The 19,359-nt window shown below is 68.1% G+C and carries 17 protein-coding genes; 4 read left to right on the forward strand and 13 right to left on the reverse strand.

Going from position 1 to position 19,359, the window contains the following annotated elements; translation table 11 throughout:
- Window positions 1-15 precede the first annotated feature (15 nt).
- The 6 genes from J0J10_RS05025 to ubiT form a co-directional block, all read right to left on the reverse strand.
- The gene (locus J0J10_RS05025) at window positions 16-1,221 is read right to left on the reverse strand and encodes an NnrS family protein (RefSeq protein WP_291645536.1); all 1,206 of its coding nucleotides are present in this window, start codon (window positions 1,219-1,221) and stop codon (window positions 16-18) included.
- Window positions 1,222-1,314: 93 nt separating this feature from the next.
- Complete coding sequence (locus tag J0J10_RS05030) at window positions 1,315-1,743, reverse strand: pseudoazurin (RefSeq protein WP_291634777.1); 429 nt, start codon at window positions 1,741-1,743, stop codon at window positions 1,315-1,317.
- A 211-nt stretch (window positions 1,744-1,954) separates the two neighbouring features.
- Window positions 1,955-2,326: a hypothetical protein gene (locus J0J10_RS05035; RefSeq protein ID WP_291634779.1), complete on the reverse strand. Its 372-nt coding sequence runs from the start codon at window positions 2,324-2,326 to the stop codon at window positions 1,955-1,957.
- Between the two features lie 31 nt (window positions 2,327-2,357).
- Entirely contained in the window at window positions 2,358-3,254 is an 897-nt protein-coding gene (ubiV, locus tag J0J10_RS05040; RefSeq protein ID WP_291645537.1) for a ubiquinone anaerobic biosynthesis protein UbiV, read from the reverse strand.
- A 30-nt stretch (window positions 3,255-3,284) separates the two neighbouring features.
- Window positions 3,285-4,262 carry a ubiquinone anaerobic biosynthesis protein UbiU gene (gene ubiU / locus J0J10_RS05045; RefSeq protein WP_291645538.1) on the reverse strand — a complete coding sequence of 326 codons (978 nt, stop codon included), beginning with the start codon at window positions 4,260-4,262 and terminating at the stop codon, window positions 3,285-3,287.
- Complete coding sequence (ubiT, locus tag J0J10_RS05050; RefSeq protein ID WP_465247155.1) at window positions 4,253-4,816, reverse strand: ubiquinone anaerobic biosynthesis accessory factor UbiT; 564 nt, start codon at window positions 4,814-4,816, stop codon at window positions 4,253-4,255. The genes ubiU and ubiT overlap by 10 nt, the downstream gene beginning before the upstream one ends.
- A 111-nt stretch (window positions 4,817-4,927) precedes the next feature.
- On the opposite strand from ubiT, the gene J0J10_RS05055 reads away from it, so the two are divergent.
- Window positions 4,928-6,448, forward strand: coding sequence for a UbiD family decarboxylase (locus tag J0J10_RS05055; protein WP_291645539.1), 1,521 nt, complete (start codon window positions 4,928-4,930; stop codon window positions 6,446-6,448).
- Window positions 6,445-7,086, forward strand: a complete 642-nt coding sequence (locus J0J10_RS05060; RefSeq protein WP_291645540.1) for a UbiX family flavin prenyltransferase — start codon at window positions 6,445-6,447, stop codon at window positions 7,084-7,086. Before J0J10_RS05055 ends, J0J10_RS05060 begins: the two co-directional genes overlap by 4 nt.
- A gap of 93 nt (window positions 7,087-7,179) precedes the next feature.
- On the opposite strand, the gene J0J10_RS05065 is transcribed toward J0J10_RS05060, so the two are convergent.
- From J0J10_RS05065 to J0J10_RS05075, 3 genes are read right to left on the reverse strand one after another with little or no spacing between them, the layout of a single operon-like run.
- On the reverse strand, window positions 7,180-8,811 hold the full coding sequence (locus J0J10_RS05065; protein ID WP_291645541.1) for a sulfate adenylyltransferase subunit 1: 1,632 nt from the start codon (window positions 8,809-8,811) through the stop codon (window positions 7,180-7,182).
- Window positions 8,811-9,713, reverse strand: a complete 903-nt coding sequence (gene cysD / locus J0J10_RS05070) for a sulfate adenylyltransferase subunit CysD (RefSeq protein ID WP_291645542.1) — start codon at window positions 9,711-9,713, stop codon at window positions 8,811-8,813. Before cysD ends, J0J10_RS05065 begins: the two co-directional genes overlap by 1 nt.
- Window positions 9,710-10,543 (reverse strand): phosphoadenylyl-sulfate reductase, encoded by an 834-nt coding sequence (locus J0J10_RS05075; RefSeq protein WP_291645543.1) that lies wholly within the window; start codon window positions 10,541-10,543, stop codon window positions 9,710-9,712. Before J0J10_RS05075 ends, cysD begins: the two co-directional genes overlap by 4 nt.
- Window positions 10,544-10,782: 239 nt before the next feature.
- Here J0J10_RS05075 and J0J10_RS05080 point away from each other — a divergent pair, with 239 nt between their 5' ends.
- Entirely contained in the window at window positions 10,783-10,968 is a 186-nt protein-coding gene (locus J0J10_RS05080) for a hypothetical protein (RefSeq protein WP_291634797.1), read from the forward strand.
- Window positions 10,969-11,136: 168 nt separating this feature from the next.
- On the opposite strand, the gene J0J10_RS05085 is transcribed toward J0J10_RS05080, so the two are convergent.
- Window positions 11,137-12,474 (reverse strand): M23 family metallopeptidase, encoded by a 1,338-nt coding sequence (locus J0J10_RS05085; protein WP_291645544.1) that lies wholly within the window; start codon window positions 12,472-12,474, stop codon window positions 11,137-11,139.
- A 271-nt stretch (window positions 12,475-12,745) separates the two neighbouring features.
- On the opposite strand from J0J10_RS05085, the gene J0J10_RS05090 reads away from it, so the two are divergent.
- Complete coding sequence (locus tag J0J10_RS05090; protein WP_291645545.1) at window positions 12,746-13,549, forward strand: tetratricopeptide repeat protein; 804 nt, start codon at window positions 12,746-12,748, stop codon at window positions 13,547-13,549.
- A 36-nt stretch (window positions 13,550-13,585) separates the two neighbouring features.
- Here J0J10_RS05090 and tssH read toward each other — a convergent pair whose 3' ends face one another.
- Genes tssH through tssF form a run of 3 tightly spaced genes read right to left on the reverse strand, consistent with a single transcriptional unit; the run spans window position 13,586 to window position 19,356 of the window.
- Window positions 13,586-16,273: a type VI secretion system ATPase TssH gene (gene tssH, locus J0J10_RS05095; protein WP_291645546.1), complete on the reverse strand. Its 2,688-nt coding sequence runs from the start codon at window positions 16,271-16,273 to the stop codon at window positions 13,586-13,588.
- A gap of 12 nt (window positions 16,274-16,285) precedes the next feature.
- Window positions 16,286-17,398 carry a type VI secretion system baseplate subunit TssG gene (gene tssG / locus J0J10_RS05100; protein ID WP_465247156.1) on the reverse strand — a complete coding sequence of 371 codons (1,113 nt, stop codon included), beginning with the start codon at window positions 17,396-17,398 and terminating at the stop codon, window positions 16,286-16,288.
- A complete protein-coding gene (gene tssF / locus J0J10_RS05105) occupies window positions 17,395-19,356 on the reverse strand; it encodes a type VI secretion system baseplate subunit TssF (RefSeq protein ID WP_291645547.1) in 1,962 nt (653 codons plus the stop codon). Before tssF ends, tssG begins: the two co-directional genes overlap by 4 nt.
- Window positions 19,357-19,359: the final 3 nt, after the last annotated feature.

Genomic DNA, 19,359 nt, shown 5'->3' on the forward strand with positions numbered 1-19,359 from the left:
CGGCCGTCTTGAGAATCAAGCCTGCTGCGCGACGGATGGCGCCTTCGCGCCGAGGCGGGCGCCGGTCAGCACCTGCCAATAGGCCAGCGCGAACACCAGGAAGGCCAGCGACCAGGACAGCGCCGCGACATGCAGCAACGCGGCCGGACCATGGCCGAGCGCCGAGCAGATCCGCGCGACCGTGCCGATGACGACCAGGACGTAACAGGCCTGGGTCGCGGCCGTTGCGACGAGCGGCCGGCCGGTATGGCCGAGGCTGGCCCGCGACATCACCGCGAGGGTCATGGTACCGAAGGCGCCGGCAGTCCAGGCATGAAGGCCGGCGCCGGTGCTGACGAAGCCGAAGCTTGCGGCCGCCGTCAGGGCGAAGCCGACAGGCACGAAGAGATAGCCGACATGCAGGATGATCAGCAGCGGATTGCGCCAGCAGCGGTCGCCGGCCCAGCGCGCCAATCTGACGAGATTGAGCAAGGCGGCGATCCCGAGCACGAGGCCGCTCGCCGGAGAATCCGGCAGCGCGACCCATAGCACCAGAGCGATGGCGCTGGCGGCCAGCACGAGCTTGTCGAAACCGGCGAAGGGCACGGGCAGACGTCCCGCGCCGCGCTGCGCCAGCCAATTGCGCGTGAAGCTCGGCACGATCCGCCCGGCGATCAGCAGGACCAACATCAGGACGACGGCGATGGCGAACCGCCGGGAGATTTCGGCGCCTCCGGTCAGGCCGGCCTCAAGATGGAAGGCGAGATTGGCGGCGAGCAGCAGGCAGACCAGCACGACGACCTTGAGATTGCGCCAGTTGCGGCCGGCCAGAATCTCGCGCGCGGCCGCCGCGGCGAGCAGCAGCAGGAAAAGCGCGTCGACCGCCATGGCCAAGCGCCAGCCGATCCAGGCCGAGGCCGAGACGGCTATACGGCCGGCGAGCCAGGCGAGGACGAGGACGAGCAAGGGCGTGCCCTGAACCGGAAGCCGGCCGGTCCAGTTCGGGATCGCGGTCAGCAGGAAGCCGGCGATCGCAGCCGCCTGATAGCCGAACAGCATTTCATGGATATGCCAGTCGATCGGCCCGAACGCCGTCGGAACGGTGAGATGCCCGGTGACGAAGGGCAGCCAGACCAGGATCGTCAGCCCGGCCTGCAGCGCCGCGAGCAGAAAGAACGGACGAAAGCCATAAGAGAGCAGAGCGGGCCCCTCATAGGAGCGCAGTCGCGGAATGGGCGCCATGATGGTTCTCCCAGCGGCAACAGGCGCGGCCGGCCGGCCGCGCCTTCTCTTCACGAGCCTGATGATGGTCGGCGGCGCATCTGCGCGGCCGGCTCACTTCGCCTTGGCCACCAGATCGGCGAAGATCGCCTTGGCCTTGCCCGGGTGCTTGGCCGCCGCGGCCGCATCGAGATTGGTCGGGTCGCCGACCACGACCAGCGCGACCATGCCCATGCCGTAATGCGGCTTGCACTTGATGCCGTAGACACCGGGCTCCTTGAAGGTGATGTCGACCTGCTCGTTCAGCTTGCCGATGAAGGGCGCCGCGCCGGCCGGCATCATCTCGGGGACGCTCTCGGCATTGTGGCTCTTGTCGGTCGGCAGGAATTTCACGGTGTCGCCGGGCGCGATCTTGATCAGCGCCGGCTCGAACACCATGGCTCCGGCAGCGCCCTTGTTGAGCATCTTGACCTCGACTTCCGCCGCATTCGCGCCGGCCGCGGCCAGGGTCATCAACGCGCCGGCCAGAATCATCTTGAACATCTTTTTTCTCCTTCAGCGCAGCGGGTTCGTCAGCCCCTCGCTGCACCGCAACATTAGCTGCGGCGGCGCGATGCACTTTGCGAAATGGCAAACATCGCGAAGATTGGCCGCGGCCTGCCCCTGCAGCGGCGGACGTGTCTCCGGAACCGCGCCCAGACGGCCGGAATTTCGCATCCGTGGAATCGCTTGGGGAGGAAACCTGAAGCGCGATCTAAAGCTCGCGCAGCGCCGCCGCGCCCGCCTGGGCGCTGCGGCCAATCTCGGCGAAGAGCAGAGCCAGCTCCTCGAAAACGCTGCGGTCGTTCTCCGCCTCGGTCAGCGAGTCGAGATCGGATAGGAAGCCGAGCAGCGCTGCGATCCGCTCCTTGTGATCGCGCGCCTTGGCGAGCTGCCGGCGGGATTCGCGCCGGCGTTCGAGCTGGTCGAACCGCTCGAGCGCGCCGTCGAGCCGCTCGCGGCAGGCGCAGTCTAGGTCCTCCGGCCGCAGCACCCGGCGCAACCGGTCGATCAGCTCGCTCGCGGGGGTCGCCCGGCTGGTCGGCTCGAAGCCGGGACGCGCTGCTCCGCCTTGGCCGCCGTTCATGCCCGCCTCCTTTTCCGCCCTCACCGGCGGTTCAGACGCCCGTTCCGACCCGAAGATGCCCGGGAACCGCATGCAGGAACCCATTCGCCAAGGGCACCTCGGGATAGAGCTCGGCGAGACGCTGCTCGCCCTCCTCGCCAGCAAGGCGACCATCGGCGACATCGCGGAACAGCCTGGCGACCGCGACCATGTCGCAAGCCTGCGGCGAGAGACGCAAGGAGGCGACGCCGGCATCGCGCAGCGCCGGAATGTCGCGCAGCAGGCTGGCGCAGCCATGCGAGAGCGTCTGCACCCCGTTCACCGAGAGGAACCCGGCACCGTCGAGCGTCTTGACCGGCATGCCGTCCGGATCGAGCTCGCAGACGAAACGACAATTATCCTTGGTCAGCTTGTGGGCGCGGGCATGATAGCAGCGCGCCGATATCGCCAGCGGCACCTTGCCGAAGGCGAAGACCTCGATCGCCAGCTGCGGCAGGGAAGCGGCGATGGTCGCGATCGCCGGCAGCGGCAGTTCCGGCGGCAGGCAGATCCGGCTCGCGCCGCACTCAGCCAGGAAGCCCGCCGTGCCCTCATTGTAGACGTTTACGTACGGACCGACGGCGAAGGGCCGGCCGCTCAGCGAGGCGAGGCAGGTCAGGTCGTTGATCTCGACCATGCTGCCCTCGGCCTGCATCAGCTCGCGGCTCTGGCGGCGCTCGCGCGGCAGCGAGACCAGGATCAGCGAGGCCGGCAGGACCTGCTTGCCCGCCGCCTCGAGCCGCTCGATCACGTCGGGCAGAAGATCCTGCTTGAACGGCGCCCGCTTGGAGCAGACGACCTCGCCGACCACGACGGTCTCGACCGGCGCCTCGTCGGCGATGCGATAATAGAAATCGCGCCATTGCTCCGGCGACCAATGATAGAGCACGGGGCCGAGAGTGAGTTGCATCGGCAATTTCCTTGATCGAGGACGAGCTGGCTAACGCCAGGCCTTGCGATAGGCCCCGACCGTGTTGGCCTGGCCCTCCGACATGGCGACGAGCCCCGTCATCGGCGCGCTGCGGCCCTGGTCGAGGGCGGCGAGAATCTCGCGGAAGGAGCGGACCACGCCGGCGATATAGGCCCGCCCGCGCTGGCGCCCCTCGATCTTGAACGCCGTCACGCCGGCATCGCGCAGCGCCGGCAGCAGGACGCCGGCATCGAGACTGACCGGCTCCTCGAAGATGTAGCCGGTGCTCCTGGGCGTGACGAAGCGGCCCTTGCACAGGGTCGGGTAGCCGGCGGGCTCCCCCCTTTCGAAGGCGTTGATGGTGAAGCCACCGAGCTTGGAGACGATACGGCCATCCTGCTCCGCATAGGCGACATCGCCGGCGGGCGAGCAGACGCCGTGCATGTTCGGCGATTTTCCCGTGGCGTAGGAGGAGAGCGAGCAGCGCCCCTCCTCCATCACGCAGAGGCCGCCGAAGACGAAGACCTCGGTCTCGCAGGCGGTCTCGCGGACGATCGAGGCGATCTCCGTCACGCCGAGCACGCGCGGCAGCACCACGCGCTGCGCCCCAAAACGCTCGACATAGAAGCGGATCGCGTCGGGATTGGCCGCGGCTGCCTGCACCGAGACATGCAGGCGCTGGCCGGGATGGCGACGCGCGGCATAGGCGAGCGTCGCGAGATCGGCGAGGATGAGGGCATCGGCGCCGGCCGCGACGGCATCGTCGATCGCCGATTGCCAGAGATGGAAGGCGCCGGCCCGTGCGAAAGTGTTGATCGCGACCAGCACCTTGACGCCGTGGCGATGCGCGAATGCGATGCCTCTTCGCAGCTCGTCGCGCGAAAAATTCAGGCCGGGAAAGTTGCGGGCATTGGTCTCGTCGCGAAAGCCGCAATAGACCGCATCCGCACCAGCCTCGACAGCGGCCTCGAGGCTCGCCGGGGTGCCGGCCGGGCAGATCAGTTCCAAGGCGAACCTCCGGATATGGCAGACGCGGGGCGCGACTGGCCGCTCTGACGACGCAGCATCTCTGCGACGCGGGTGCCGAGCGGGCCGAGACAGCCGAGCAGGATGACGCCGAAATCGAGCCGGGCATCGTCGAGCGCGTTGCGCAGGGCGAGCGTCGCCTCCATGTCGCCCTCGATCGACAGCGTCCGCGAGAAGAACAGCGCATCGCCGTCGAGCCGGCCCTCGGCCATGCCGATCAGACCGGACAGCGGTCCGCGAATGCGGACATCGAGCCCGGGCGGCAGCCGCCGCACCACGCGCGCCTGCGGGCGTTCCGGCCGCGGCTCCAGCACGAAGGCGAAAGGCAGATCTGTCGGCGCGATGCCGAAACGCTTCTCGGCATGCTCGCCGAGGCGGCCATAGAGATCGGGGTGGAGGCGACCGATGCGCGTCAGCGTCAGCGTCAGCAGCGGCTGCAGCGGCCCAAGCGGCAGCGGTGCCATGGCGTGGGTGAGCCAAGGCGGCAGGACGGGGGGTCCAGGCGGTGCTGCATTCGGCGTTGCGCTGTTCGGCATCGGTCTCCTCCGGCCCGCAAGATCGCGGCGGAGACGCTCCCGATCGTTGCGCCATCGCAAAGACGGCGAGGAATGCGAGGGAGCAAGGTGCGGCAACCGGAGCCCCTGCCCTTGCCGATCCGCGAACTGCCCCGCTTCCGCGACCTCAGCGCCTTCCTCGCCCATCTCGATGACGCCGGTCAGTTGCGGCGGATCGCCGAGCCGGTCAGCGTCGTGCACGAGATCACCGAGATCCATCGCCGCGTCATCGCGCAGGAAGGGCCGGCCCTGCTCTTCGAGCGCCCGGTACGGCCCGACGGCACCGTCTCGCCCGTCCCGCTGCTGACCAATCTGTTCGGCACGGTCGAGCGGGTCGCCTGGGGGCTCGGCCGCACGCGCGAGCAACTGCCTGCCCTCGGCCGAACGCTCGCCGAGCTGCGCGAGCCGCGCCCGCCCCGCGGCCTCGCCGAAGCCTGGAAGGCCCTGCCGCTGGCGCGCGCGGCACTGTCCATGCGCCCGCGCGGCGAGAGCCGGGCGCCGGTGCAGGAGCAGGTGTTCCGGGGCTACGACATCGACCTGACGGCTCTTCCCGTGCAGACCTGCTGGCCGGGCGAGCCCGCCCCGCTGATCACCTGGCCGCTGGTCATCACCGCGCCGCCCGAGCCGACGCCCGAGGACGAGTGCAATCTCGGCGTCTATCGCATGCAGGTGCTGGGCAAGGACCGCGCCATCCTGCGCTGGCTCGCCCATCGCGGCGGCGCCCGCCATCATGCGCAATGGCGAAGGCTTGGCCGTGACATGCCGGTCGCGGTGGTGATCGGCGCCGACCCGGCGACGATCCTTTCCGCCGTGCTGCCGCTGCCGGAAACCGTTTCGGAAATGCGCTTTTCCGGCCTGCTGCGTGGCGAACGGCCGGCCCTCGCGAATTGCGTCAGCGTGCCGCTCGCCGTGCCGGCCGCGGCCGAGATCGTCATCGAGGGGCTGGTCTCGCCCGACGAGACCGCGCCGGAAGGTCCGTTCGGCGACCATACCGGCTACTACAACGCGGTCGAGCCCTTCCCGGTGATGCGGGTCACGGCGGTGACGATGCGCCGGGCGCCGCTCTATCTCTCGACCTTCACGGGGCGTGCTCCGGACGAGCCCTCGCGCATCGGCGAGGCGCTGAACACACTGTTCCTGCCCCTGCTGCAGCGGCAGTTTCCGGAGGTCGTGGATTTCTGGCTGCCACCGGAAGCCTGCTCCTACCGGATCGCGGTCGTCGCCATGGCCAAGCGCTATCCCGGCCAGGCGCGCCGGCTGATGCTCGGCCTGTGGTCGATGCTGCCGCAGTTCAGCTACACCAAGCTGATCATCGTCGTCGACGCCGACATCGACCCGCGCGACTGGGCACAAGTGATGTGGGCGGTGGCGACCCGCTCCGACGCCAGCCGCGATCTGGTGGAAATCACCGACACGCCGATCGACTATCTCGACTTCGCCTCGCCCAAGCCCGGCCTCGGCGGCAAGCTCGGCATCGATGCCACCAACAAGCTGCCCCCCGAGACCGAGCGCGAATGGGGCGCGCCGATGGCGATGGATCCTGCGGTTAGCGCCCGCATCGACGCGCTCTGGCCCTCGCTCGGCCTCGCAACGCCACCTGGAGCCTACCCATGAACCCGCTTCCGCCCCCTGCCGCCTCGCGCCGACCGCTGCGCGTCATCGTCGGGCTGAGCGGCGCATCCGGCGCAGCGATCGGGCTGCGCGTGCTCGAGCGGATCGCGGCCTCGGGCCGGGTCGAGACCCATCTCGTGATCTCGCGTGCGGCCGAGCGCACGCTTGCCACCGAGGTCGGCCCCGACGCGCTGGCGCGGGCGCTCGCCCTGGCGAACGTCCATCACGACCATTGCGATATCGGCGCCTCGATCGCCAGCGGCTCCTTCCCGGTGGCGGGGATGATCGTCGCTCCCTGCTCGATGCACACGCTCTGCGCCATCGCCTATGGCCAGCTCGGCAATTTGCTGGTGCGCGCCGCCGATGTGCAGCTCAAGGAGCGCCGCCGCCTCGTCCTGATCGCAAGGGAGAGCCCGCTGCATCTCGGCCATCTGCGCGCCATGGCACAGGTCACCGAATATGGCGCCATCGTCGCACCGCCGGTGCCGGCCTTCTATCTGCGCCCGCCGGACATCGCCGCGATCATCGACCAGATCGCGCTGCGCGCCATCGGCCTGCTCGGCCTCGGCCTCGACGAGATCGCTCCCCTTGCCTGGGAGGGCGAGCCGACACCGGAGGACTGCATATCCACCGGTGCCTAGCGCCTGCCGACCTTGTGAAGATCGCTTCGTCGTCGCGGCCGCGCCGCCGCCATGTTGCTCCGACCGCCGGGATCACCGGGAAGCGGGCCGAACTTAGATCCCCGCCCCATCCTGCAAGGCGCCGGCATCGTCTCGGCGCCAGAGCCGCTCATGCACCCTGTGCGCCAGGGGCCGCAGCACGAAATCCCCGATGGCGAGCGTCGCTGCGAGGCCCTCGGACGCGCCGAGCGCGATCGTCGCCCCGGCCAGCATCAGGCTCGACCCCGCGCGCCAGCTCAACCCGCTGACGAAGGCGCGGCGCCGGGCCGAGCCCGGCCGGCCGAGCTCGCGCACCAGCGCGCGACGCAGGCTCGGCTCCTGTCCGGCCATGCCGGCCCCGCGCTGCGTCGACAGACCTTCATCAATGAAACCAAAGGCTACCGTCTGATTGCTCAGCCGTTCTATCAGGATGAAGCCACCGAGTTCGCGGCTCTGCACGTAATCCTGCACAGCCAGCGGCCGATCGAGCCGTAAGCTCGCAAGGCCGATCGCGTTCATCGGCAGCTCGTCGGCCGGCACTTCGGCAAAGCTCTCGACATCGAGCCTGTGCTGCAGCTGCGTGACGCTGGCATTCGCCGTCGTAGTGGCGAGCTTCAGGATGAACTCGCCCCCCTCTCGCAAGGGCGCCTCGCCGGTCCAGAGCAGCCGTGCCCGCAAGTCCTGCCGGATGAGCGGCCCATCGGCGAGCGAGGCGATGACGTCGCCGCGCGAGACGTCGACCTCGTCGGCCAGCGTCACGGTGACGGACTGCCCGGCGCTCGCCTGCGAGACCTCGCCCGAGGGCGCGAGAATACGGGCAATGCTGCTGCGGCGGCCCGAGGGCAGCACGGCGATGCCAGCGCCGACGCGCAGACGCCCCTGCGCCACCATGCCGGCATAGCCGCGGAAATCGAGATCGGGCCGGTTGACCCATTGCACCGGCAAGGCGAAGCCCGGCGCCTCGGGCGCCTCGCCTGCCAGGGTCACGGCTTCGAGGAAAGGCAGCAGCGCCGGTCCGCGATACCAGGGCGTCAGGCGCGAGGCCTGCGTGACGTTCTCCCCATCCCGGGCCGAGACCGGGATGAAATCGACCGTCGTGAAGCCGAGCCCGGCCGCCATGGTGCGATAGTCTGCCTCGATCCGGCGGAAGACCGCCTCGTCATAGCCGACGAGGTCCATCTTGTTCACCGCCACCACGACCCGGCGCACGCCGACCAGCGAGACTATGAAGGAGTGGCGCCTTGTCTGCGACAGCAGGCCCTTGCGGGCGTCGACCAGGATGATGGCGAGATCGGCGGTGGAGGCACCGGTCGCCATGTTGCGGGTGTATTGCTCGTGGCCCGGCGTGTCGGCGACGATGAAGCTGCGCTGCGCCGTCGAGAAATAGCGATAGGCGACGTCGATGGTTATGCCCTGCTCGCGCTCGGCGCTCAGCCCGTCGACCAGCAGAGCGAAATCCGGCGCCTGCCCCTGCGTGCCGAATTTGCGGGAATCGGCATCGAGCGCGGTCAACTGGTCGTCGAAGACCGCGCCGGCCTCGTAGAGAATGCGGCCGATCAGCGTCGATTTTCCGTCATCGACCGAGCCGCAGGTGATGAAGCGCAGCAGGGCGCGGGCGCTGCCTTCTGCGTTCTGGCCCTCGTCATTGGCCGGGCGGAAGGCGCCCGCGGGCGCCGGCGCACCTCTTGTTTCGGCGAGCGCGCCCATCAGAAATAGCCTTCCTGCTTCTTCTGCTCCATCGAGCCGGAGCCGTCATGGTCGATGACGCGGCCTTCCCGCTCCGACGATCGGGAAGCGCGCATCTCGGCGATGATGTCGGTCAGGCTCGCCGCCTCGCTCTCGACCGCCCCGGTCAGCGGATAGCAGCCGAGCGTGCGGAAGCGGACCAGCCTGGTCTTGACCATCTCGCCGGGCAAAAGCGCCATGCGCTCATCGTCGCGCATGATCCAGGCGCCGTTCCGGCGCACGACCGGGCGCGGGGCGGCGAAATAGAGCGGCACGACCGGAATATTCTCGAGCGCGATGTAGTCCCAGACGTCCTTTTCGGTCCAGTTTGACAAGGGAAAGACGCGAAAGCTCTCGCCTGCCGCCTTGCGCGTGTTGAACAGCCGCCAGGGTTCCGGCCGCTGGTTCTTCGGGTCCCAGCGATGCTGCGCCGAGCGCAGCGAGAAGACCCGTTCCTTGGCTCGGCTCTTCTCCTCGTCGCGGCGGGCGCCGCCGAAGGCGGCATCGAAGCCATGCTTGTCGAGGGCCTGCTTCAGCCCCTGCGTCTTCATCACGTCGGTGTGCAGCCTCGAGCCCGAGCTGAACGGGTTCACCCCGGCGCCTACGCCCTCCTGGTTGATGTGGACGATGAGGTCGAGCCCGAGCCGGCGCGCGGTCTCGTCGCGAAAGGCGATCATCTCGCGGAATTTCCAGGTCGTATCGACATGGAGCAGCGGGAAAGGCGGTTTGCCGGGATGGAAGGCCTTCATCGCAAGGTGCAGCAGGACGGCGGAATCCTTGCCGATCGAATAGAGCAGCACCGGCTTCTCGCAGGTCGCGGCGACCTCGCGGATGATGAAGATCGCCTCGGCTTCGAGCTTTTGCAGATGGCTGAGCTGGATCACGCCGAAACCTCCAGAGCCGGCTTCGCCCGAACGAGCAGTCCATCGGGGCCGACATGGAGTCCGCACTCCTTCGCAGCCTCCTCCTCCCACCACCAGCGCCCCGCCCGCTCCGGCTCGCCCGGACGGACAGCACGCGTGCAGGGCTGGCAGCCGACCGAGAGAAAGCCCCGCTCATGCAGCGGGTTGAGCGGGGTTTCGTTCGCCCGCGCAAAGGCCAGAGCCTGCTCGCGTGACCAGTCGAGCAGCGGGTTGAACTTGACGAGGCCGCGCCCGGCATCGGCCTCCGCAAGCGAAACACCGCCGCGCGCCGCCGACTGATCGGCGCGCAATCCGGTGATCCAGGCGGCAGCGCCTTCCAGCGCACGGGCGAGCGGCTCGACCTTGCGCACGCCGCAGCAGGCCTTGCGCGCTGCGATCGAGGCATAGAAACCGTTGATGCCATGCTCGCTTACGAAGCCCTCGACCTCGTCATGGCGCGGATAGAACGGCTTGATGGCGAGCCCGTAGCGGGCCTCGGTCTTCGCCCAGAGCGCGTGGACCTCGGCGAAGAGCCGGCCGGTATCGAGCGTGACGATCTCGATCGGCAGCCCCTGCGTCGCGATCAGATGGGTAACGACCTGGTCCTCGAGGCCGAAGCTGGTGGTGAAGACGAGCCGGCCATCGATCTTTGCGCAGAGCCCTGCGAGCCTTGCAGCCGCATCCGCCGTTCCGAACGCCGCGACCAACGCCTCCACTTTCGCGCGCAGCGCTTCCGGCTCGTTCCCGCTTGCCGGAACGCGGCGAGTAGCCGGGATCGCGCTGCCGTCATCAGCCTCCGCTAATCGCTTCATCGGGCACTCGAACGTTCTGTAAAACGAACATTTCAATAGCCGCACGCTGCCCAAAGCTCAATTCACGAATGATAGCGTGAAATTTCATATTTTCCCGGCCACGGAGAATTTCTTCCGCCGACCCGCAGCGCCCCGGAGCAGGCGCGTCGGAACCTTCCAGAGGGGGACGGCGTTTTCAAAGACGAAGCGAGCCGGCCGAAAGCCGGCCGGCACATCACAGTGATCGACAGGGGGAAGCCATGAACAAGCCCGCCAGCAAAGCCGTCGAGAGCCTGCGCAAGGAACAGCGCGAGCAGAAGAGGGAAGGCAACGGTTCGGCCGAGAAACGGCTCGACGAAGCGTTGCGCGAGAGCTTCCCGGCCAGCGATCCGGCCGCCCCGGTCTCGCCGACCACGCCCGGCTCCCCGAAGCAGCGGCGCGCCTGATACCGTGCCAATCTTCAGACGGCCGCACCAGGACCGCATTGACGGCCTGCCGATCCGACCGCCGCCCTTCTCTATGAAGTCACTGCGGACGGCGGCGGATCCAATCGGTCCGATGCGATAACACTGAGATAGATCGCCGTGACCGCTCCCGAACGGACGCGCGGCGAGCTAGCGGAGGCCGCCGAGCCCGACCGAGAGTTTGTCGCCGGTCTCGATGAATTTGAGCGGATTTTGAGCCTGATCGGAGAGCCGCGTCTCGTAATGCAGATGTGGACCGGTCGAGCGGCCGGTCGAGCCGACACGGCCGATCACCTGTCCAGCGGCGACGAGTTGGCCGACCTTAACGTCGAAGGCGCTGAGATGGGCATAGCGCGTGGTGACGCCATTGCCGTGATCGAGTTCGACGAGATTGCCGTAGCCGCCGAAGACTTCCGCACGCAGCACCTGGCCGGCACCGCCGGCGCGTACCGGCGTGCCGGTCTCGCCGCGGAAATCCATGCCGGCATGCATCGCCGTCTGCCCGGTGAACGGGTCGCTGCGCGGGCCGAAATTGCTGGTCGTGCTGTCGTCGCCTTCGAGCGGCCGCTGGAACGGAACGATGCTGGCGAGGTCGCGCCAGCGGCCATAAACCGAAAGCGCCTGGTTGAGCTGCATCAGCGCGTGCTCGAAGCTGCCCGCCTTGATCGAGGCCGAGAGCGGCACCAGTGGCCCGCCCATGCCGGCGCGCGCCGCCGGCAGCTTGACCCTTGCCGGATCGAGCCCGACCTCGCCCAACGCCGCCCTGACCTCCTGCACCCGGCCGACGAATTGCCGCCCGAGCCCGGCGATCTGCTGCGACTGGCCGGTCTCGACCCGGTCGAGTGATTGGCCGAGCAGCGCGATGCGCTCCTCCAGCGGCAGAGGCTCGCTCGCCTTGACCTGCGCCGAGACCTGACGCCGCTGCTGCGCCAATACGGCCGGATTGATCTTTTCGATGATGTTGATCGCACCGGCAAATTGATTGCCGCCCGGAGCCTGCGCCCCGCCTTGGGGCAGAACCGGCCCGACGGCCTGCCCGGCCAGTGCCCCCAAAAGTGCCTGGCGCGCCTCGAGCTCGATCTGCCGGGTGATCAGATCGGCGAGATAGTCCTGCGCCCCTCTCGCGCCGGCGGAGGGCGACTGGCCCGGCTGTGCCGGCGCACCCGGCGTCGTGCCCTGGGCGATGATCGCACTGACCAGACGGCGCTGCAGCGCCTTCAGTTTCTCGTCATAGCTGCTTTGCAGCAGGGCCTGCTCCTGCTCCAGCACGGCGAGGCGCCCCTTCTCCCGATAGAGCTGATACCCGGTCACGCCGGCGGCAAGACAAGCCGCGGCGGCGATGCACCAGGGCCAGGGGCTGCTGCCGCGCGGCGCTCCAGTCCGCCCGGAGCCGCGCAGGCGCCGCTGCGGTGCGCTCTCTGTCTCGCTCGACGCCGTGGCGGCAGGAGCTGCCGCCTCGCCACGCCGCTTCAGGCGAACTGGTTGCATCGTCCCCGTCCGGATCGGCGGCCGGAGCAAGCCTGCCGATGCGATGATAGCGCATATGGGGCTTGGCCGCGACGAATCCTGCGCTAATCTGAGGCGGTAGCCTGGCATCCCGCCCCCGATCGCCCGTTCCGGGGATACGGCATCGACCGCCCTGGCGCAGCTTCGACGCCCTGGCGACGACCGCATCCGCCGTCTTGAGGCTGAACGTCGGCGCGAGCGAAGCGGGTCTCGCTATTCGCAGGCTGCGGCGAGCGGCGGCAAGGAGCGGTCCATGGCGGATGTCGCGATCCACCTCTACGACATGTCCGATGTCGGCTTCGCCAAGCTCTACAAGCAGAACCCGCCATCACCGGATCGTCTGCCGACGGGTGCGGTCGGCGCCTATGCGACGAGCACGGCCGCGCAGATCGTCGGCGCCATTCGCAAGGTGGCCGACGGCGACCGGATCAAGGTGATGCGCATCGTCGCGCACGGCAACAGCGGCACCTTCTACTTTCCGCATCTGCGCGATTACGACAGTTGCTCGCAAACCTATGGCGACATCCCGAAGGGCAAGCTCTGGGCTCCGCTGGCACGGCTCGAACTGCATGGCTGCGGGCTCGCCAGCGAAACCAGCGTGCTGCGGCCGGGAGCCGATCCCGCCAGCGTCAGCCTCGCCGACATCATTCCGGGGACCTTCACCGGCGATGCCGACGGCTATGGGCTCTGGCTGCTGAGGCGCATCGCCTCGCTGTTCAATGTGCCTACGACGGCAGCGGTCAACGCGCAGGCCGTCGGCATGTCTGGCTGGGGCTATGAGGGGCGGACCGTCACGGTCCAGCCGAACGGCAAATTCCTGCTCCAGGACGAGAACACCCGGACCTGGGACTTCGCCGCCCAGGAGCGCTCGGCCGAGGCCTACAAGAACCGCATCATCCAGGGCTATGTATATCGGGGGCAGTACGATGCGGCGGTCAGGCAGTTTCGCGATCTGATCAGGGTCTTTCCGAACACCAAGACGGCCGCCTGGGCCCAGAACAACCTGACAGTCGCGGCGATGAAGAAGATCGACGACGCTGCGATGCGGCCGGACTAAAGGCCTCGAGGCCGGCTCGGGGCCCGGCCTCAAGGCTCAGCTGCAGAGATAGCGGAACTCGCCGTCCTCGACCGTGACGACCGCTTCGGTCAGTGGCTTCTTCTCCAATTGCAGGTTGAGGATACTGCGCGACAGTGCCGGCAGCATCGAATTGGTGATGATGTTGTCGATCATCCGTCCGCCCGAGTCCGGATCATTGCACTGGGCGACGATGTGGGCGACGACGGCCTCGTCATAGCGGAAGGCGGCATTGTGATTGTCGCGCAGGCGCTTGCCGATGCGGCCGAGCTGGAGCCGCACGATGCCGCCCAGCATCTCGCCGGAGAGCGGATAATAGGGGATCGTGACGAGGCGCCCGATCAGCGCCGGCGGGAAGACTTTCAGCAGCGCCGGCCGCAGCGCCACTGCGAGTGCCTCGGGATCCGCCCGGCTCGCCGCGTCCCCGGCCATGCGCATGATCTCGTCGGTGCCGACATTCGAGGTCAGGATGATCAACGTGTTCTTGAAATCGATCCGCCTGCCGGTGCCGTCCTCCATCTGGCCCTTGTCGAAGACCTGGAAGAACAGCTCGTGCACGTCCGGATGCGCCTTCTCGACCTCGTCGAGCAGCACGACCGAATAGGGCTTGCGGCGCACCGCCTCGGTCAGCCTGCCGCCCTCGCCATAGCCGACATAGCCGGGCGGCGCCCCCTTCAAGGTCGAGACGGTGTGCGCCTCCTGGAACTCGCTCATATTGATGGTGATGACGTTCTGCTCGCCGCCATAGAGCGATTCCGCCAGCGCCAGCGCCGTCTCGGTCTTGCCGACGCCCGACGGGCCGCAGAGCATGAAGACACCGATCGGCTTGCCGGGATTGTCGAGCTTGGCCCGGCTGGTCTCGATACGCTTGGCGATCATCGCAATGCCGTGCCCCTGCCCGACCACGCGCTTGTTCAGCGTCTCGGCGAGGTTGAGCACGGTCTCGATCTCGTCCTTGACCATGCGGCCGACCGGGATGCCGGTCCAATCGGAAACGACGGAGGCGACCGACTGCTCGTCGACATGGGCGTAAATCATCCGGCTGGCGGGATCGATCTCGCCGAGCGAGCTGAACTTTGCCTTCAGGCTGGCGCGCGTCGCTTCGGGATCGGCCGCGGCGTCACCCGGCGGCGGCTCGGTGGCGCCCTCGCCGGATACCGATGCGGCCGCCTCGCCGAGCTTGCCGCGCAGCAGCGTGATCTCCTCGACCAGCGCCAGCTCGGAGGCCCAGTCGGCCTCGCGCATTTCGAGCTTCGCCTTCAGCGCAGCGCTCTCCTCCTCGATCTCGGCGAGGCGCTCATCCGAGACATCGCCGAGATCCTGATCGGCGATCAGCGCCGCCTTTTCCTTCTCCAGCGCCGCAAGACCGACGCGAGCATCCTCGATCGCGGCCGGCACCGCGGTCTGGCTGATCGCGACGCGGGCGCAGGCCGTGTCGAGCAGGCTCACCGCCTTGTCCGGCAATTGCCGCGCCGGGATATAGCGGGCTGACAATTGCACCGCCGCGACGATCGCCGCATCCGAGATGCGGACCTTGTGATGCTTCTCCATCGGCCCGATCAGCCCGCGCAGCATGGTACAGCAGCGCGCGACATCCGGCTCGCCGACCTGCACCGGCTGGAAGCGTCGGGTCAGGGCCGGATCCTTCTCGAAATACTGGCGGTATTCCGACCAGGTCGTCGCCGCGATGGTGCGCAAGGTGCCGCGCGCCAGAGCGGGCTTGAGCAGATTGGCGGCATCGCCCGTGCCGGCCTGGCCGCCGGCGCCGATCAGGGTATGCGCCTCGTCGATGAACAGGATCACCGGGGTTGGCGAGGACTGCACCTCGTCGATCACCGAACGCAGGCGCTGCTCAAACTCGCCCTTCATCGAGGCACCGGCCTGCATCAGGCCGATGTCGAGGGCACAGACTTTGACCCCGCGCAGCGGCGGCGGCACCTCGCCCGAAGCGACGCGCTGGGCGAAGCCCTCGGCGATCGCCGTCTTGCCGACGCCGGCCTCCCCGGTGAGGATCGGGTTGTTCTGGCGCCGCCGCATCAGCACGTCGATCACCTGGCGGATCTCGTCGTCGCGCCCGAGGATCGGGTCCATCGTCCCCGAACGCGCCTTCTCGGTCAGGTCTTGCGAGAAGCGGTCGAGCGCCGTCGTGCCCTTCGGCCCCTGCGCCTGCTCGGCGCCGGGCGTCCCGGCGGCCCGCAGCCCCGAGCCATCCATCGGCCGCAGATTCTCTTCTTCCGAATCCTTCCAGATCCTGGCGTGGCCGGCAGCCAGTTCCTCGACCGGGATCTTTCCGAACTCCTTTGAAATCGCGGTCAACGCCCGGCGCAGCTCCAGCGATTTCAGGGCCGCGACCAGGACATGGCCGGTGCGGATCTGCGTCTCGCCGAAGAACAGGGTGGCGTAGTGCCAGCCGCGGTCGAGCACGTCGACGACATTGTTGGCGACACCCGGCATCTCCGTCTCGTTCTTGCGGAAGCCTTCGATGACGCCGCCGATATCGGAAGCCAGCCTTGCCATATCGAGCCCGTAATGCTGGGCGGTCAGGCCGATATCGGTCGAACGGCGCTGCAGGATCTGGGCGAGCCAATGCGCCAGCTCGACATTGCGGTTGCCTGCCCCCTTGGCCTGGCGCAGGGCCTGGATGAAGGCTTCATAGCCGACGCGGTTGAGCTTGCCGGTGACGGCCTCGAGACTGATGTCGGCCATGTCTGCCCCCTGTCATCGGTTCTTCGGACGCATGTTCTCGGGCCGCGAATTCTGGTTTTGCCGGCTCCGCTTCTGGCGCATCCGTTCGGCCGGGTGGAAGCGAGCATCGCGCCGAAGCGTCCCGTCGGGCACATTCCAGTTCGGCGCCATCCAGCTCGACCAGCCGAGCGCGCCGAAGCGACCGAGCTGTAGCGGACGAACCTGTCCGACCGGCAAGGCGAGCTCGACATCCCATGCGAACAGCTCGCCGAGGTAGAAAAACACCGCATCGGCCAGAGGCTCGCAGCGATCGCCATCAGGCAGGAAGCGGCTGAACTGCTCGATGTCGCGCGCGACGATGCGCAGCCTGAACTTGTCCTCGACGCTGTAGACGCTGGCACCGACCAGGGCATCGCGCCCGAGCCCGCAATGGCCCCGGCCGAGCCGGCTGCGATCCGCCGGATCGAAGGCCAGCCACATGCCGACGAACTGCTCGACCTCGACCTCGATGTCGAACAGCCCCGCGAGCAGGCTGCGCAGGCGCGAAGCGGATTTGGCCTGCGCACCGCTCAGCCCGGCATGGGCGAGCTTTCCGGCATCCGGCACGCTGTCGAGGTCTCGATAGGGCCTGGAGCCCAGCCCGGCCACGCTGCCGACATAGGCGACGAAACGGTCGAGATCGGGCCGGTCGTGCTGCGCAGCCGGCCGGGAATCCGCCCAGGCCCGGAAGAAGAGCTGCAGGAAGCGGTGGTTGAAGATGTCGAGAAAGCGCGGAAAGGCATCGTCATGCGCGAGCTGCCAGTGATAGCTCTCCTCGGTGGTCGCCAGCGGCAGAGCCCCCTGCGGCCCGAGCAGGCCGAGAAACTTGACGAAGAGCCGCAGCCTCCCCTGCCCGTCCCTGCCCGCCTCGGCGAAGGTCGAGGCCGGAAAATCCATATAGGCCTGCTCGCCCAGCGCCAGATATTCGTCGCGCCGCGCCGCGACGTCGCCGATGCGCTCGCGCTCGGGAAAGCTGCGCTCGATGCGCCGCAGCACCGCATAGAAATCATGGCGCCAGGGCTCGGCCCGCAAGCTTTCGACGAAAGGCGGCTCGACACGCTCGCCCTCGGACGCGATCGCCGGAGGCCTGCCTGCGCCCGCGCTCACAGGATCCGCCTCGTGCCGGCGCGCGGCGGCCAGCGCATCACCTCGCCGCGTTCGACGGTGCGGATCACGGTCTGGGTGAAATGGTTCATCGCGGCATATTCGGCGAAGAAGCGGTCGAGCACTGCGCCAAGCAGAAAGACGCCACTGCCCTCGAAGGCCTTCTCGTCGAACAGCACCGTGATCTCGAGCCCCCGCGCCGCTCCGGTGCCGGCGCGTTGCGGAAACCGCCTGACCACCGGCCGGCTGTCGACGCTCTTGATGCCCCTGATCCGGCGCTCCGTCGCCCCATCGCTGAGATCGGCGAAGAGCGCCAGTAATTCGCGCAGTGCCTCGCCATTGCGCCCGGCGCCGTGCTGGACGAGGCCGAGATGGTTGAGGCTGAGCAGGTTGATCAGCCGCCAGGTGACGACACCGGTACTCGCGGTCTCGGAGCGCAGCCTGAGTTGTGTGACGATCGGCTCGCGAGGCGGTGTCGGCCCGGCGAGGCAGGTGATGTCGAGTGCGACATTGTCGATCAGGCGAAAATCCGCCCCGCCCGCCCCCGTCGGCAGATGCTCCGTGAGATGGCGGTTCGAGCACAGAGCCCGCACGCTGAGCTCGGCCACGGCGTGGGCATCGGCGATGGTTGCGGGCTCGACCAGCGAGATGAACATCTCGGTGCCGGTATAGTCGGAAGCCCTGCCCTCCCGGCGCTCGGCCGCCGAACGTCGGCGCGGCAACCGGCGCTGGGTGTAGAGCAGCCCGGACGCCGGCGACGCCCCTTCGGGCGAGGAGTAGAGCGGAGCGACCTTCTGCTTCTCGCGCCCGCCGACATAATGGGCGTGGACGTCGAGAATGCTGTGCGGCTCGAAGTCGAGCATCCGGCTACGATCGGGGACGACATGGTATTCGTGCTCGTTGATGCGCACGGGTATGCGGTCGGTGGTCTTCTCGAACAGGTTGACCGCCGGCGCGGCATAGAGCGCGAACATCTCGCGACGCACCGCCGCCGCAAGCCGCGCATCGACCTCGTCGAAGACGAAAATCACGTCGACATTCTTGGATTTGAGCCGCGCCATGACCCGCTCCAGGCCGCGCAACCGGAAGCCGAGGAATTTGCGCGGGAACCAGAAATATTCGCGCAGAAGGTCGAAGCCGCGGAACACCCGGCTGTCGGCCGGCAGTAGTGCCTTGTCCTCGTCGAAGCCCGGCTGCTCGAGCGTGCACTCCGTCGCCGGGGTGATCACCGGGTCGCCGAACTCGTCGAGATGACGGAAATAGACCCCGAGGCAATTGGAGAACAGCTGCTCATAGAGGGCGATCGCCTCGGCCTCGCCGCCGAGCAGATGAATGGTCAGCTCTCGGCATTTGCAGCCGGCAAACCAGCTGCTCGGCAGCTTGGCCGCCTGGGCGACGCTGGGCTCGTCGGCGGGGTCGCCGGCGATCCGGTGGGTCAGCGAAAGCCTGAGGCCCGACAGAACCCGCCCGTCGCTCGGCAGGCCGAGCGCCTGGAGCGGGCCGGGTGCGGCGATATACTCGGCAGCGGAGACATCGAAGGGCCAGAGCGCGATGTCCGCTCCCAGCCGATAGCGGCAGGCGACACGCCGGTCGCGCTCCAGATAGGTCGCATCGAGATAGGCGCCGCGCGGAATCCTCACCCCTTCGCGCAAGGCCGGATCGCCATAGGGCGGCGCCACCCCGGCGAGGAGTGCCGACGGCGTCGGCGCCAGATAGTTCGGGAGCAACTGCTCGAGCAGATTGTTGGTGAATTCGGGAAACTCGTGCTTGAGCTTGAGTTGGACACGGGCCGCAAGAAAGGCCGCGCCCTCGAGCAAGCCACGAACCATCGGGTCCATGTGCTCGCCGACCAGGCCGCCGAGCCGCTCGGCGATGCCCGGATACTCCTCGGCGAACTCCTTGGCATGCTCCTCGAACAGCCGAAGTTCGCGATTGTAGAAGTCCAGGAATTCTTGGTTCATGAG

This window comes from Allobosea sp. (assembly GCF_017308075.1).
GTDB lineage: Bacteria > Pseudomonadota > Alphaproteobacteria > Rhizobiales > Beijerinckiaceae > Allobosea.

Bases quoted from the DNA above. Each gene is read 5' to 3' on its own strand.
- J0J10_RS05090 (WP_291645545.1), top strand. From the start codon at position 12,746: ATGGCGGATGTCGCGATCCACCTCTACGACATGTCCGATGTCGGCTTC.
- J0J10_RS05035 (WP_291634779.1), bottom strand. From the start codon at position 2,326: ATGAACGGCGGCCAAGGCGGAGCAGCGCGTCCCGGCTTCGAGCCGACC.
- ubiT (WP_465247155.1), bottom strand. From the start codon at position 4,816: ATGCCGAACAGCGCAACGCCGAATGCAGCACCGCCTGGACCCCCCGTC.
- J0J10_RS05065 (WP_291645541.1), bottom strand. From the start codon at position 8,811: ATGGGCGCGCTCGCCGAAACAAGAGGTGCGCCGGCGCCCGCGGGCGCC.
- J0J10_RS05075 (WP_291645543.1), bottom strand. From the start codon at position 10,543: ATGAAGCGATTAGCGGAGGCTGATGACGGCAGCGCGATCCCGGCTACT.
- ubiV (WP_291645537.1), bottom strand. From the start codon at position 3,254: ATGCAACTCACTCTCGGCCCCGTGCTCTATCATTGGTCGCCGGAGCAA.
- J0J10_RS05025 (WP_291645536.1), bottom strand. From the start codon at position 1,221: ATGGCGCCCATTCCGCGACTGCGCTCCTATGAGGGGCCCGCTCTGCTC.
- J0J10_RS05085 (WP_291645544.1), bottom strand. From the start codon at position 12,474: ATGCAACCAGTTCGCCTGAAGCGGCGTGGCGAGGCGGCAGCTCCTGCC.
- J0J10_RS05080 (WP_291634797.1), top strand. From the start codon at position 10,783: ATGAACAAGCCCGCCAGCAAAGCCGTCGAGAGCCTGCGCAAGGAACAG.
- J0J10_RS05060 (WP_291645540.1), top strand. From the start codon at position 6,445: ATGAACCCGCTTCCGCCCCCTGCCGCCTCGCGCCGACCGCTGCGCGTC.
- J0J10_RS05030 (WP_291634777.1), bottom strand. From the start codon at position 1,743: ATGTTCAAGATGATTCTGGCCGGCGCGTTGATGACCCTGGCCGCGGCC.
- tssF (WP_291645547.1), bottom strand. From the start codon at position 19,356: ATGAACCAAGAATTCCTGGACTTCTACAATCGCGAACTTCGGCTGTTC.
- tssH (WP_291645546.1), bottom strand. From the start codon at position 16,273: ATGGCCGACATCAGTCTCGAGGCCGTCACCGGCAAGCTCAACCGCGTC.